Raw genomic sequence first — 14,677 nt, forward strand, 5'->3', positions numbered from 1 at the left:
AGTTTCGGTGGAAGTAAGTATAATAAAAGCAATACAGTCTGTGGCAAACGACTTTTGGGATATCGTTATGATGATATTCTCGTTTTTGGGCACCACGGGCTTTTTTACGGTGATGTTTGTGCTGCTGTTTTGGTGTTATGACAAGCGGTTTGCTTTTAGATTTGCCGCGATTTTTGGGGCAAGTTCGGTTATAAATTGGGGACTTAAAGAAGTTTTTATGCGCCCAAGACCCTTTATGGCGGATAGCGGTATTATAAATTATACAAACACGGTAGGGTATTCTATGCCCAGCGGGCACTCGACAGCTATTGCTTCTGTTGCTGGCACTCTTATATATGAGGTGCAAAAAACGCGTAAAAAATGGTTTAAAATCACTGCTATTATATCTTTGGTGCTGCTTTGTTTGTGTGTGGGGCTTTCAAGAATGTATTTGGGGCAGCATTATCTGAGCGACGTTTTAGCAGGTCTTGCACTTGGATTTACAGTAAGTCTGATTATGTGCAAGTTCATAAAATTTGGTGACAAGGAGCATATTTATGCACTGTTTTTGCTGCCGTTTTTAGTTTTGGGATATTTAATGTTTATAGATACGTTGGCTACTGACAATTTTAGGACGGGGGAGTATCCTATTATATTTATGTTGGGTATAGGAATTATTTTGGGCTACTTTTTTGAAAAGAGGTTTGTAAAGTATAGTTCTGCCAAAATTTTGTGGTTTGAAATAGTTAAGGTGATTGTTTTTGGTGGTGTTGCTTTAGGGTTATATTTTTTGCTTAATGCGGTTTTGCCAAACTTAGTTTTTTTTAGAAGTCTTATAATGCTTGTTGATATATTGTTTGTGATGGTTTTGTGTCCATGGTTATTTAAGATTATTGAAGGTATGATTATAAAAAGGCGGAATGATTTCTGTTTGAGAGCGAGGCCTTGAGTGCGGTTTTGCATGACGAGCACGCTCGCCATGGCCACCCGCCTTTGGCGGGTGGCCTGCAAAACCGCACCTAACCATGCAAAAATCATTGGAAGAGCTGCCATATTGTGCTAAAATATAGGAGTGAAGGTTATAATCAAAAAAGAAGATAAGATGCTTAAACTTGGCGCGGGTCTTATAAAAACCCTAAAGAGCGGCGATGTTGTTTTGCTTGAAGGTGACCTTGGCAGCGGTAAGTCGGTTTTGGCACGGGGTTTTTTGAACGCAGCAGGTGTAGCCGTTGTGCCGAGCCCCACTTTTACTATTGTCAACAAATACGACACCAAAGTCGGTATAGTTTATCATATGGATGCTTATAGGCTTGACGGCATTGAAGAGGCGAGGGCTTCGGGTCTGGATGAAATTATTGATGATAAAAATTCTATTAAATTTATAGAATGGCCCGGAAGACTCACTGAAATTCTGCCCAAAAAATATACAAAGATAGTCATAAAAAAGATTGACGATATGACCCGTGAAGTAACTATTGAGGTGAACAAATGAATATTTTGGTTTTGGACACAAGCAGTGACAAACTGCTTTTGGCTCTTTTAAAGGATAACGAAATAATAACTGCACAAAAACAAGATGGAAAATATATGGAAGTACTGCTTCCTATGATAGATGAACTGCTGCAAAGAGCCAAGGTTCGCCTAAAAGAGATTGATGTCATTGGTGTAGTTGTAGGCCCCGGCTCTTTTACAGGTGTGCGGATAGGTGTTTCTACTGTAAAAGGGTTTATTCACGTATTTAGAGACATAAAAATTGTGGCTATCAACTCACTTGAACTGATAGCATATACTACTATGGCCAAATTAAACAGGACTGATATGACAGTAGTAATACCTAGCACGGCAAACAAGCTTTATGTGGGCAGGTTTAAATCCGGAAATAAGCCACGGTATAGTTTGGAAGATACTGAAGGGTTTAATGAGTTTAATGCTGTGATAGAGCAACATTATAATCTTGACATAAATGCAGAAAGGGTAGAAGTCAGCGAAAAAGACTTGATTGATTTCTGCTGTGCACTTTTTAAGGACGGACGATTTGGCGAGTTTAAGCCATATTATTTGGCTCTCAGTCAGGCAGAGGAGGAGCTTTTAAAAAAGGAGGGCAGTAATGCTTAAGATTTTAAGAGCTCAGGATGAATATTTTGCTCGCATGTATGAAATACATAAGGAGTGTTTTGACGAAGCTATGAGCGAGCCGCTGTTTTTAGAAGAAATTACACATGACAGCCGCATGTATTTTGTAATTTTGGTTGAGGGGCAAGTTGAGGCTTATGCCGGAGCATGGAACACGGGCGAGGATTATTCGGTAATCAGTATTGCAACGTCCAAAGCCCATCAGCGGCAGGGGCTTGCCGGCAAGCTTCTGGAGCGGCTGATAACGGATGCTGAACGAAAAAAGATAAAGGCGCTTAGTCTTGAAGTTAATACTAAAAACAAGCCTGCTATAGATCTTTATCGTAAGATGGGCTTTATTATAACAAACACCCGTAAAAAATATTATAAAAATGGTGATGATGCTTATGTTATGTGGCTATATAAATAGCGAGGAGTGAATTTTATTTGTTTTTTATTTTTAAAGGTGTTAAAATTAACTATACCATCAAAGGAGACGGTCAAAACTTACTTTTTTTGCATGGCTGGGGCGGCAGCACACAAAGCTTTTTGGCATTTGAAAACAGACTGCAAACTAACAGGCGCATAAATATAGATTTTCCGCCGTTTGGCTTTTCTGACAAGATGGCTGAGCCGTGGACAGTTGAGACGTATGCCGAGATGGTAATGGCATTGCTGAAAGAACTTGGCGTAACTAAAGTTTTTGTAGTTGCTCACTCGTTTGGCGCAAGAGTAGCCATAATGCTGGCTCAGGATGTGAGTTTGGTGCAGAAATTGGTTTTGACGGGTGCTGCAGGGTTGAAACCTAAAAAAAGCATTAAAAAAAGTCTTAGTATAATGAGATACAAGCTATGCAAGCGCCTTGTCAAAATAAAGCTTATGAAAAAAGAGCGACTAAGTAAATTTGGCAGCAGTGATTATAGGGCAGCGGACGGTATGACGAAACAGACTATTATAAATATTACAAACTTTGACCAGACAGAAATGCTAAAAAATATAACAGCACCTACGCTCTTGCTGTGGGGAAAGGACGACACCGAAACTCCGCTTTATATGGCGCGTAAGCTTGAAAAGCTTATTAAAGACAGTGCGCTGATAGTTTTGAATGGAGGGCACTTTGCTTATATAGAAAATTTTGAACAGACTTTGAGGATAATAAACAGTTTTTTAGGAGAATAATATGGAGTTTTTTGCACCCGACAACGCACATTTATATATTGCGATAGTATTATCTGTTATAAACGGGCTGATGCTTTGTTTTGCGTCGTATAAGTTTTTTCAGATGATACAGATTGTGGGTTATAAAATAAAGGGCTATTATTTGTGGGTAAGAGACACCAAAGCCAAATATGTTTCAAGGCTTTTAATGCTTGGGCTTCTCAGCGCCGCGTGCGTGCTGGTTACAAATGCTCTGTTCTGGGAGTATGAGCCCAAAGGTTATTATTCGTATCTGGGTTTGGTGTTCTATTTCTATTTTACCATAGTTTTTATCATAAATATTTATTCCGCTCCCAAAAAAATACCTCTTAAACAAACTGCGCGTATGACAAGGCTCAATATTGCTATGGGTATTGTTATGGCGGGTGTTTCGTTCGGTCTTATGTCAGTGAGCATGGAATGGATACCGTTGCTACGCTATGGGGTGCTGTGTCTGACACCTATTTTAATTCCTCTTTTGGTGCCGCTTGTTCATATTTTGATGATACCGATTGAGGCCGCCATAACCAAAAAATATCTTATGTCTGCCAAGAATAAGCTAAAGAAGAGGGGAGACCTCATAAAAATCGGCATAACCGGCAGCTTTGGCAAGACCAGCACAAAATATATGCTAAACACCATATTGTCTCAAAAATATAATGTCTGCATGAGCCCGCACAGTTTTAATACTACAAAAGGCATAAGTAAGGTTGTTAATGACTTTCTTAAACCCGAAAATGAAATTTTGATTACCGAAATGGGTGCCTGCAACAGGGGGGACATTAAAGCTATTGCCAACTTCATAAATCCTAAATACGGCATAATCACCAGCGTAGGTACACAGCATCTTTATTCTTTTGGAAGTGTAGAAAATCTCAAGAATACCAAATATGAACTGATTGAAGCTCTTCCGAGTGACGGAATTGCCATATTTAATGGGTTTAACACAGGAGCAATGGAGCTTTATGAAAGGTGTTCAATCGAAAAATATGCCGTGGGCAAGGATAAAGATTTGACTGTCGGTGACATAAAGGTGGGCAAAGACGGCACGCAGTTTATGATTAAATATAACAAAAAGAGTATGAAATGCGAAACTCAGCTTTTGGGCAAGCATAACATAGAAAACATTATGCTGTGCGTGAGGATGGCTCTGCTTTTGGGGCTTGAAACTCAACAGATAAAAGAGGGCATTGCGGCTCTTAAACCCGTTCCGCACAGGCTTGAAGTGAAGAATGAGGGCAATGTTACAATTCTGGATGATTCATATAACGCAAGTGTGGAAGGCTGCGTAGTTGCGCTTGAAGTGCTGTCTAAGTTTGAAGGCAAAAAGATTGTGGTTACACCCGGACTTGTTGAGCTTGGCAGTCTTGAAAAAGAAGAGAATGAAAAATTCGGCGAAAAAATAGCGAAAGTTGCCGACAGTGTGATTGTCGTAAACAAAGTTAATCTGGAAAGCATAAAGCAGGGGCTTATGAATGTGGGGTTTAATATGGAACAGGTTTACGACGCCGAAACCCTTGAAAAAGCAAAACAGCTGCTTAGTGGCATAGTGGTTGAAGGGGCCGTGGTGCTGCTTGAAAATGACCTGCCGGATAATTATTTATAATATTTAAGAACACATCTGACAAGGGTGTGTTTTTTGTGATATTGCTATTTTTTATGAGATATGTTATAATATTAAGATGGAGAGCGTGCGTGATATTGCGCTGCGCTAAATAAAAACATGGAAAAAAAATATCGGCTTGCAGCTGGAATGAATTTGGGAAATAAGAATAGCAGTTTGATGGATACCGGTAATGTTCATGAACATTATTATTTAGGGGCACTTATGGGTGTTTTTGATGGAGATACTGCACTAAGGATTGCTGCAAAGAGGAACACGGACTTTGATAAGGTTTTGGAGGCAAGTCAAGAGTATCAAGAATGGTGGGCAGGCTTACTTAAATCTGATGAAGATCCCGGTTTTGAGGAAATGCAGAGAAAACATGATGAGTTTGTAAAAGGACAATTTGATGAAGAAATTGCAGGATTGCTGGAAAATACAAAACAAAAATATTCTAAGATGTTTAAGAAAATGGAAGAATTGTTTTCAAATGCATCAATAAACGGACAAGCAAAAAAACTTGAAATAAAAGATGGAGTTATTGATTTTGATGGCCGCACATTTTTATTGCACAATATTCCGATAGATTCGGATGAAGAAGCATTGCAGAGCAGAAAGGATTTGGGTTTAATTGCAACTGAATGGTTTGGAAAACTTGAAAAGTTTTCGGAGTCCAGATTTTGTACTTCTTTTATAAAATCTAATAGCGGAACAAATGGCAAGCCAATAAAGCATGGAAAGTCTATCACATTTGTTGTTGATACATCCTCTCCGGAGATTCGAAAGCTTTTGCATTTGGATTTCTTTGAATATATGAGAAACAAAAGCCAGGGTAAATTGGAAAAATATTCACAGGAAGATTTAGAAATTCTAGGTCAACTGGAAGAATGGAGTGACCATGATGCAACCACAGACCCGATTTTAAAACAGTTAAACGGAAATGGCGGAGCATCCCGACGTGTGGCTGAAGCAAATCCTACATGGGCGGCGATTCCCGCAGGGATACCATCAAAGTATATTGTTGCTGTTAGGATTAATGGATTGGAAGATAAAGTTTGTAAAGAAGATGACTTTTTCTTTGAATCAGAAGCAAAAGTTAAAGTATTTAAAAACAAAGAAGAGCAAGAGAAACTTGCTGCTTGTGTGGGTGAAATTTTTCAAGTTCCTGTTATTAACCCTGAATGTAAGGTTGTATGGCAACCTGCTCCTATAGAAACGGAAATTGCTGAAATGTAAACATTTATCTTTTGTTGATATATAAACGGCTCTCTTTCACAAGAGAGTCGCTTTTTTCATATATAAAACTAAGGTTTTTATTTAAAGGAGTTTTTATGAAAAAGAATGTGTTGGTAATTTTTGGCGGCAGAAGTGTTGAGCATGATATATCTGTTATAACAGGTGTGCAAATAATAAACAGTGTAGATGCCGCAAGGTATAATGTTTATCCTATATATACAACGGCCGAGGGAGAGTGGTTTTTCAGTGAAGATTTTTATGATATAAACAAACTGAAAGATTTTGACAAAACGGCCAAAAATGTAATCAGGGTGGGGCTTGTTTCAGGGCAGAAAGGGCTTTTTAAGCTAAAGCGTAAAACTCTCAAAAAACTATGCGAAATTGATTGCGCCTTGTTTGCCGTTCATGGCGGTTCGGGCGAAAATGGGGCACTTCAGGGCTTATTTGAGTGCTTGGATATTCCTTATACCAGCCCGGGGGTGCTTTTCAGCGCTGTTTGTATGGATAAAATCATCACTAAGAAAGTGCTTATTGCAAGCGGACTGAATACGATTGATTATTCATATATTTTGCCGTCGGATTTGACGACGGGAAGGAAACACTGTATTAAAAAGGTAAGGGATGTGCTTGAATTTCCCATTATAATAAAGCCATCCAACCTTGGTAGCAGTATTGGGATATCCGTTTGTGAAAATGATAATCAGCTGTGGGAAGGGATATCTGTTGCCGCAGAATTCGACAGGCGTATTTTGTGTGAAAGGGCGCTGGTTGATATGACTGAGGTTAATATTTCGGTGATGGGAGACGAAGAAAAGGTCAGGCTGTCAAAGCTTGAAAGCCCTGAACATTATTCAAAGTTTTTGACCTTTGAACAAAAGTACTTAGTTAACAAAAAGTCGCAAAGAAAGCCTGCTCAGGTGAGTGATGAACAAAAAGAATATATCGAAAGCTCGGCAAGAAAAATCTGGGAGCTACTTGGCGGAAGAGGAGTTATTCGGATAGATTATATGATAGACAACAGCTCAGGCAAAGTTTTTGTAAATGAGGTTAATACAATTCCGGGGTCTTTGAGCAACTATCTTTGGAAAAAAGACGGCATAAGCGGCTTTGAGCTGACCGGCAGCCTTATTGAAACGGCAATTTGCTCAAAACAGAAAGATAACGAACTGAACAAAGTGTTTTCATCCAATGTTTTGCAAAATTTCAGGGAAGGAGCGAAGGCACTTAAAAAATAACTCTTTTTAATTTACTTTTTTGTCTTAAATGTGATATTATATTATATAAGAGAAAGCTTTAGTTGTCACTTAAGTTTTTTCTTGAGTAAACTAAAGGAAAAACTTTAGTCAACCGAATTTTCTTGTGTTCTTAAATAATTGCAGGAATTTTTTGGTTTTTGATTTGGGAGGGAAGGATTATGTCAAAAAATAGTAATATTTTAAAGTTTAGAAAGCCCGCCGGCCTTTGGGGGGCTTTATGGCGTGAGGGTCTCGTAACAGGTTCGGGCACGGTGGGGGCCGTTGTTTTGGGCGGAGCTGGACGCGAAAAAATAACACTTAACCACAGCGATTTGTTTGTCGGAGGCTACACAGGCGTGCTGCCGGATGTTTCTGACAAGGTTAAGGCACTCAAAAACGCCATTGAAGGGGCCAACTATTCGGGAGCCGAAAAGATGCTGACTGAGGCACTTAGTGCAAAAAACTATCATCCCAAGCTGTCGTCTCCGTTTCCGCTTTGTGATTTTAACATAGACATGCCCATAAAAGAGGGTGTGAGGGAATACTTTAGGAGCATAGACCTTGAAAATGCTGAAGTTAATGTATCATTTAAGGATGATGGCACCAAGTTTGACAGAAACCTGTTTGTGTCAAGAGTAAATAACATTGTATGCTTTCAAATCACCAAAAGCGGCAGTAGAGATATTGACTGTACGCTGAGTTTGGGTTTGCATGACATTTTTAACAACCGGACAAAAGCGGGGCTTGTGGCTACTCCTGATTATTTTGAGGTTAAGGCTGAGCGCGGGAACATAATGTTCAGCGCCCGAAGTGAGGATGGCACTGACTATGGAGCGGTGGCAAGGGTTCAGCATTTTGGCGGTAGCATGGAAAGTGCGGGTGAAAAGATAGCGATAAGCGGCGCTGACAGGGTGCTTGTTTTTATAAAACTCTTTGTAAACAGCCAGAAAGAGAAGGAATTTGTAGAAATTAAAGAAGAGCTTGGCGCGATTAAACTTAATTATGACAAGCTGATGAAAGAGCACGCAAACCTACACTATAAGCTATATAGCGCAAGCGAACTGTCATTGCATTACCGCGAGGACGACGAGTTTGTTGACGATTTGGTTTTAAAGACTGTAAACGGTAATCTGACCGCTGCGCTGGCTCAAAAACTTTATAACTTTGGAAAATATCTGCTGATTTGTTCAACATCACCTGAGGGTAAGCCTTGTGCGCCTTATGGGTTGTTTAATGGCGACTATAAGGCGGAGGATAGTACGCGCAATAACTACTTACAGACCCAAAGACTGTATAACTTGGCGTTTGGGGCGGGAATTTCGCATATGCTGCTTCCGCTGTTTAACTATTATCAGACAAATATGGATGATTATAAAAAGAATGCCATGAGATTGTTTAACTGTAACGGTGTGTTTATTCCATCGCTTGAGTCTCCTGCATCAGGGCTTCCGGGAGCAACCGACTCAAAGGTTATACTTAACTTTAATGTGGCGGCGCTGATTTGTCAGATGATTTATGATTATTATATCCGCACTGAAAATAACAAGCTTATCAAAGACTTTGGAGCTGAGTTTATTATAGAAACTGCGAAATTTTATGAGGATTTGCTTAAAGTCAACAAAACTACCAATATGTTTGAGTCTCCCATAGGACTCTCGCCTTTTAGTGTTCCGCTTAATGTCAGCGGCAAAAACAACGAGCTTATGGTGGCCAGCAACTGTACTATAGATTTTGTATGCGCAAAGCAAGTGTTTGGTATATTGCTTGAACTTAAGAAAGTTGCAAACCTTAGCGAAGAGGATATCCAAAAATATGAGAACCTTCTTGCGAAGGTGCCGGATATCGCGGTTGACAATGAAGGTATTATAAAAGAGTATATTTCAAAAATATTTGAAACCAACAATAATAATCCGCATATTCCGCACTTGTTCCCGTATAATGTAGGTTCACTGTCACTTACTTCTAAGCGTGATTTTGAAAAGCTGGTTGCGGGCACAGCCAAACTTAGGTTTAATAATTCTAAATCTGACTGCACTGCGGGCACGCTTATCGATATTGCTGTGGCGCTTGCCACTGTAGGGGATGGCGGCGCAGCTTTTGAGGTGCTGGGTAGCCTCACTCAGAGTTTTGTGACCAACAACCTTGTTTTTGCCGAAACAGACACTCGTGGTATGGGTATTGGAAAGGCTGATAATTGGGCAACTTATTCAATTGACAAAAATACTGCCTTTACGCTGTCGCTTCAAAATATGTTTATAACTTCTAACAAATTGGGTATATCGTTGTTCCGAAATCTTCCGCATGAACTTAGCAAGGGCAGTCTTTCGGGGTTTGTTCTGGGGGAAGGTCTCAGGGCTGATATTGACTTTAATGTCAAACGCGGAAGCTTGAAACTGAAGTTAAAATCTTTGACAAAGGATGTTGACACGGAGCTGTCGCTGCCAGAGGGGGCAAAAAAGGTTAAGGGTGTGATACCCGAACAGCTGGATCTTGAGAACAAGCTGGTGAAGAACATTAAGATTGCTGCCGGAAAAACTGTTGCGTTTACCATTAAGTGGGCAAACAAAACAAAATAAAAGGCATCATTGCTACCCGTACTATGCACTGACTATGGCATTTTGCGGCTACTAACTTTAAACGCAACTTGTTTGGATATAAAAAAATAAAATACCGCTGTTTGGCGGTATTTTTTATTGAGTGTACTTCATTTGAGTGTTTATTTTATGCCACAGTCATATCAAGCACAGGGGGCTCCTCTTTTATAATTTAAGTGAAAATATAAATATATCACTCTCACCCTGTGACTTTACAAAGTCCAGGGTATTGCTATGGGTCTGAACAAACAAGATGTTGTCTGTGAGAAGAACCTTTTGTGGGACAGTGTCGCCAAATATGCTGGCAGTGGGAACAAGTGTATAAATATCCTGCAAAGTCACCATCGAAATAATACCTGAAAGGCTGATGAAGCGGTTTTGATATTCATCGGCCGTAATAATTGTCTGGGTTTTTGATATAATATCGCCATGTAAGCACAAAAAATAAAGATAATTTACAGTATCCTTTGTCAAAACGGCATAGCCTGTATCCGAACGCATTATTTCGATGTTGTTGTTTGCGGCGGGGATTATCGTTACAAAATCTATAGTGTTTGCGTTTATTTTTGTAATTACAAGCTCAACTGAGTTTCGTGTAATTAAAATTTCACCGTTAAGCGCAATTTTGACGAGGGTAGTGTCAAGAAACTGTAAGTCTAGAGTGAGCATACCGTTTATTAGAGTATATTTTGATATATCCTTGTTTTGTTTTGTAAAGAATACAACTTCGCCGCTGCACTCAAAGATATTAACAATATCTCCTTCAAATGTATATGTTTTTGTTGCGGGATAGGTGGTTATGTTGCGCTCGTCAAACAGATATAGCGTGTCGCTTGCAATGATATGTTTTATAGAATGCACAGGGTTTGTTGTTATGTTGAGGCTGACATCTATCAAAATAAGAAAACTGTCTCCGTTTGCGCTTGCTACCACTGCAATATTGCCTCCGGAAACTGTGCTGTCTGCATAAGTATAATTACCCAGATTTTTTATGTCGGTGATAATACCGGTTTTGCTGAGTCGGGCTATTATTAGTCCGTTTGTGTTGAGGTATTCAAAATCACCGTCTAGTGAAGTGGTTTTAAAAAGCACAAAATAATAAGTCCCAAGCGTATGGGCGGCAAGCAACGTTTCACTGCCGGTTGAACCTAGACTGTTTATAAAATTTATGTCGGGATTGCTTGTGTGCCATGGGGACTTGGGTTCAAAAACAGGTTCGCCCTGCTGAGAATCGGCAATGATGCTGTCTTGTTTAGTGAAGTTTATATATAAAAACGATAAAAATACCAGCACAAAAACAAAACCCATAAACAAACCGATTTTAAGAATTTGGTTTGGCATTCTAACACCTCCAAAGGGTAGAGGTATTATAGCACTGCTTAAAGCGTTTGTGAGTGGGTTTTCAAAACTAGTGAAAAACTTAGTTTTTTGTGCATTTTATTATCTCTTGGTATATCTTTTTACATGCGTCCTCATATTCCGGCATATTTTTGATGAGCTTGTCACGGTTCTTAACCAGATTATCTATTTCCACAAAAAATGTTTTTGGGGTAAGTTCCTGCTGCGGCAAAACATGGGCTACGCCCATCTGCTCACATCTTTTGGCGTTTTCAATTTGGTCGCCTCTTGAGGCATTTTTGCCAAGTGGGATAAGTAGCATTGGTTTTTTTAGAGCCAGAAACTCGGAAATAGCTCCGGCACCGGCACGGCTTATGACACATGAACTTATAGCAAAAAGGTCTTGAATATTCTGCACATACTCAAACTGAGTGTAGTTTTTGTGCGTTTTCTCTTCGTTCTTCTCTTTGCCGGTTATGTGGATTATATTATACTTTTCACAAAGAGTGTCAAGGGTCTGATATACTACGTCATTTAGACTTTTTGCTCCCATTGAGCCGCCTATAATAAGCAGGATAGGAAGACCTTTTTGAATATTACACATTTTATATCCCACCTCAGCACTGCCGCACAATATTTGAGCACGTATAGGCTGACCTGTGTAAACACACTTCTTTTTTGTGTGGCCTTCAAAGCTTAGACACATAGTCTTGCAATATCTGTATATTATTTTATTTCCAAGCCCCATAGTTATATCAGACTCATGACTTATGACGGGGATTTTAAGATGATGGGCTGCAATACATACAGGGACTGCCACAAAACCGCCCTTACTAAAAACTATATTAGGCTTTATTTGTTTGAGTATTTTTTTGGATACAGAAATGGCTTTTATGAGACCAAACGGCAGACAGAGATTTTTGAGAAGATTGCCTCTGTCAAGCTTGGGTGCATGGACAGTAAAGAACTCAACCTCAGGGTAATTTTTTAGAATATCCCGTTCAATTCCGCTGCCGCCGATATAATAAATTTTGGAAAATGCTTTTTTAATATATGGCAACAGACTTATGCTGGGTATTACGTGCCCGCCGCTTCCGCCGCCGGTCAAAACTATTTTCATAAATGCTCCTTTTTGAGTTAGTATATGCCCAATTTACTTAAGTTAAGCATGAGTTTTGGGTGTTATGGCTGCATATTAATGCGCATATATGCATACTTATACAATCATTTTTTATTATACGTCGTTTGAGCCCGAAAATACGCAGTTTTTATGCATAAAATTATTAGGAAAAATCTTTGAAATGTGCTAAAATAGATGTATAGAGAATAGTTTTGGAGGTGTGTCTTGGGTAAATCTTATGACGCTAAGGATATAGTGGTTTTGGAGGGTTTGGCAGCAGTGCGGCTGCGACCCGGAATGTATATAGGAGGCACGGGCAGCAAAGGGGTGCACCATATTCTGTGGGAAATCGTTGACAACAGTATGGATGAAATTGCCAACGGACACGGAAACCAAATATCTGTGACACTGCACAAAGATGGCAGTGCCACCGTTGAAGATGATGGGCGGGGTATCCCCGTTGACCCTCATCCCACGCTTAAAATTTCTGGTGCGGAGGTTGTATTTACGCAGCTTCATGCAGGCGGAAAGTTTGACAGTTCAAACTATAGTTATTCGGGCGGGCTTCACGGTGTGGGCGCATCTGTTACCAATGCACTTAGCTCATGGCTTAAGGCTACTGTATATCGCAACAAAAAGATTTATGAAATAGATTTTGCGTCAGTTGCTGATGCCAACGGTAATGTCAAGGGTGGAGTTGTTCAAAATCCTCTTCATGAGGTTGGCGTGTGTCCGGCAAACAAAACGGGCACAAGGGTTACGTTTATGCCTGACCCCACAATTTTTATGAACAGCGTTTTAAACTCGGACACAATAAGAAGAAGGCTTAGGGAGCTTGCCTTTTTAAACAAGGGTGTTGAAATAAACTTTATAGACGAAAAAGAAGGTCAGACTCACAACTACAAATTTGATGGTGGACTTGCTGACTTTGTTGAGTATTTAAATGAATCAAAGACCACGCTGTTTAGGCCTGCTGTGAGCATAGAGGGCGAGGCTCAGGGAATTAAGCTTTCCGCCGCTCTTCAATATACCGACAGTTATGCCGAAACGGTGATTTCGTATGTAAATAATATTCCTACAAGCGAGGGCGGAACTCACGAGGTGGGCTTTAAGACAGCTCTTACTAAGGTTATGAACGACTGCGCCCGAAAGTTGGGATTTTTGAAGGATAAAGAGCTTAACCTTATGGGTGAGGACTTCCGTGAGGGTATTACTCTCATTTTTGCAATAAAGATGCAGAATATTCAATTTGAAGGCCAGACAAAAACAAAGCTCGGCAACCCCGAGGTTAAGGCCAAGGTTGAAGTTATTGTAAATAACGAATTACCTAAAGCCTTTGAAAGCAAAGAAGGGCAGAAGATTTTTGAACAGATTATCGAAAAAGCCAAGGGTGCTGCCCGCGTGAGACTTGCCGCTAAAAAAGCTAAGGAAGTGGCCAGACAGAAGAACAGCATTGAAAGCTCCAGCCTTATAGGCAAGCTTGCAAACTGCTCCAGCCGAAAGCCTGAACAAAACGAATTATTTATTGTTGAGGGTGACAGTGCAGGCGGCAGCGCAAAACAGGCACGCGACCGAAGCTTTCAGGCGATACTTCCGCTTAAAGGAAAGCCGCTGAATGCTGAAAAGAAGCGTCTTGACCAAGTGCTTGCTAATGAGGAAATCCGAACAATTATAGCGGCCCTCGGCACCGGTGTGGGTGAGGATTTTGACATTGATTATCTGAAATATCATAAAATTATCATTTTGTCAGATGCCGACCAAGACGGCGCGCACATACGCGCTATTCTTCTTACCTTCTTTTATAGATATATGAAGGAGCTTTTATATAACGGAAATATATATATAGGCCTGCCTCCGCTTTATAAGGTCAGCAAGAAGGATACTATTGAATATGTTTATTCCGACAAGGAATTGCCCGAAGCTACCGAGAGAGTAGGTCGAGGATATGCTATTCAGCGGTATAAAGGGCTTGGTGAAATGAACCCCGATCAGTTGTGGGAAACGACTATGGACCCGAGCAGGCGTACGCTTGTGCGTGTAGGTGTTGATGACGCCGCTAATGCTGAGGAAATGGTAACCGTTCTTATGGGCGATGATATTGAAAGCCGAAAGGAATATATAAGTACATACGTAAACTTTAATAAGGTGGATATGCTTTCTAAGATTGTTGAAAAGTAAGTTGACGATTGAATAAATACCCGTTCACTAGGGCTTCGGCCACTGTGTGGCCTGCAGACTTGTTCACGGATATTTATTCAATCGC

General features: G+C 40.1%; 12 protein-coding genes. 10 read left to right on the forward strand and 2 right to left on the reverse strand.

The annotated features are described in order from the left end of the window. The first annotated feature begins 7 nt into the window (after window positions 1–7). The 9 genes from LBN07_02340 to LBN07_02380 all read left to right on the forward strand — a co-directional run bounded on the left by LBN07_02340 (window position 8) and on the right by LBN07_02380 (window position 9,938). A complete protein-coding gene (locus tag LBN07_02340) occupies window positions 8–928 on the forward strand; it encodes a phosphatase PAP2 family protein (GenBank protein ID MDR0850305.1) in 921 nt (306 codons plus the stop codon). Between the two features lie 123 nt (window positions 929–1,051). After that, complete coding sequence (gene tsaE / locus LBN07_02345) at window positions 1,052–1,471, forward strand: tRNA (adenosine(37)-N6)-threonylcarbamoyltransferase complex ATPase subunit type 1 TsaE (GenBank protein MDR0850306.1); 420 nt, start codon at window positions 1,052–1,054, stop codon at window positions 1,469–1,471. Further along, the gene (gene tsaB / locus LBN07_02350; GenBank protein ID MDR0850307.1) at window positions 1,468–2,094 is read left to right on the forward strand and encodes a tRNA (adenosine(37)-N6)-threonylcarbamoyltransferase complex dimerization subunit type 1 TsaB; all 627 of its coding nucleotides are present in this window, start codon (window positions 1,468–1,470) and stop codon (window positions 2,092–2,094) included. The genes tsaE and tsaB overlap by 4 nt, the downstream gene beginning before the upstream one ends. After that, window positions 2,087–2,521: a ribosomal protein S18-alanine N-acetyltransferase gene (gene rimI / locus LBN07_02355; protein ID MDR0850308.1), complete on the forward strand. Its 435-nt coding sequence runs from the start codon at window positions 2,087–2,089 to the stop codon at window positions 2,519–2,521. Before tsaB ends, rimI begins: the two co-directional genes overlap by 8 nt. A 17-nt stretch (window positions 2,522–2,538) precedes the next feature. After that, the gene (locus LBN07_02360; protein MDR0850309.1) at window positions 2,539–3,270 is read left to right on the forward strand and encodes an alpha/beta hydrolase; all 732 of its coding nucleotides are present in this window, start codon (window positions 2,539–2,541) and stop codon (window positions 3,268–3,270) included. A 1-nt stretch (window position 3,271) separates the two neighbouring features. Next, window positions 3,272–4,894: a UDP-N-acetylmuramoyl-tripeptide--D-alanyl-D-alanine ligase gene (locus LBN07_02365; GenBank protein ID MDR0850310.1), complete on the forward strand. Its 1,623-nt coding sequence runs from the start codon at window positions 3,272–3,274 to the stop codon at window positions 4,892–4,894. A gap of 117 nt (window positions 4,895–5,011) precedes the next feature. Beyond that, window positions 5,012–6,127, forward strand: coding sequence for a hypothetical protein (locus LBN07_02370; protein MDR0850311.1), 1,116 nt, complete (start codon window positions 5,012–5,014; stop codon window positions 6,125–6,127). Between the two features lie 95 nt (window positions 6,128–6,222). Continuing rightward, window positions 6,223–7,362 (forward strand): D-alanine--D-alanine ligase, encoded by a 1,140-nt coding sequence (locus LBN07_02375; GenBank protein MDR0850312.1) that lies wholly within the window; start codon window positions 6,223–6,225, stop codon window positions 7,360–7,362. A gap of 179 nt (window positions 7,363–7,541) precedes the next feature. Beyond that, a complete protein-coding gene (locus LBN07_02380) occupies window positions 7,542–9,938 on the forward strand; it encodes a glycoside hydrolase N-terminal domain-containing protein (protein MDR0850313.1) in 2,397 nt (798 codons plus the stop codon). A gap of 183 nt (window positions 9,939–10,121) precedes the next feature. Here LBN07_02380 and LBN07_02385 read toward each other — a convergent pair whose 3' ends face one another. Together LBN07_02385 and LBN07_02390 are read right to left on the reverse strand one after the other, a co-directional pair. Then, window positions 10,122–11,297, reverse strand: a complete 1,176-nt coding sequence (locus tag LBN07_02385; protein ID MDR0850314.1) for a hypothetical protein — start codon at window positions 11,295–11,297, stop codon at window positions 10,122–10,124. Between the two features lie 79 nt (window positions 11,298–11,376). Continuing rightward, entirely contained in the window at window positions 11,377–12,414 is a 1,038-nt protein-coding gene (locus LBN07_02390; protein MDR0850315.1) for a UDP-N-acetylglucosamine--N-acetylmuramyl-(pentapeptide) pyrophosphoryl-undecaprenol N-acetylglucosamine transferase, read from the reverse strand. A 225-nt stretch (window positions 12,415–12,639) separates the two neighbouring features. Here LBN07_02390 and LBN07_02395 point away from each other — a divergent pair, with 225 nt between their 5' ends. Continuing rightward, window positions 12,640–14,592, forward strand: a complete 1,953-nt coding sequence (locus LBN07_02395; GenBank protein MDR0850316.1) for a DNA gyrase subunit B — start codon at window positions 12,640–12,642, stop codon at window positions 14,590–14,592. Window positions 14,593–14,677: the final 85 nt, after the last annotated feature.

The organism is Christensenellaceae bacterium (genome assembly GCA_031260975.1).
Lineage (GTDB): Bacteria > Bacillota > Clostridia > Christensenellales > UBA1242 > JAISKJ01.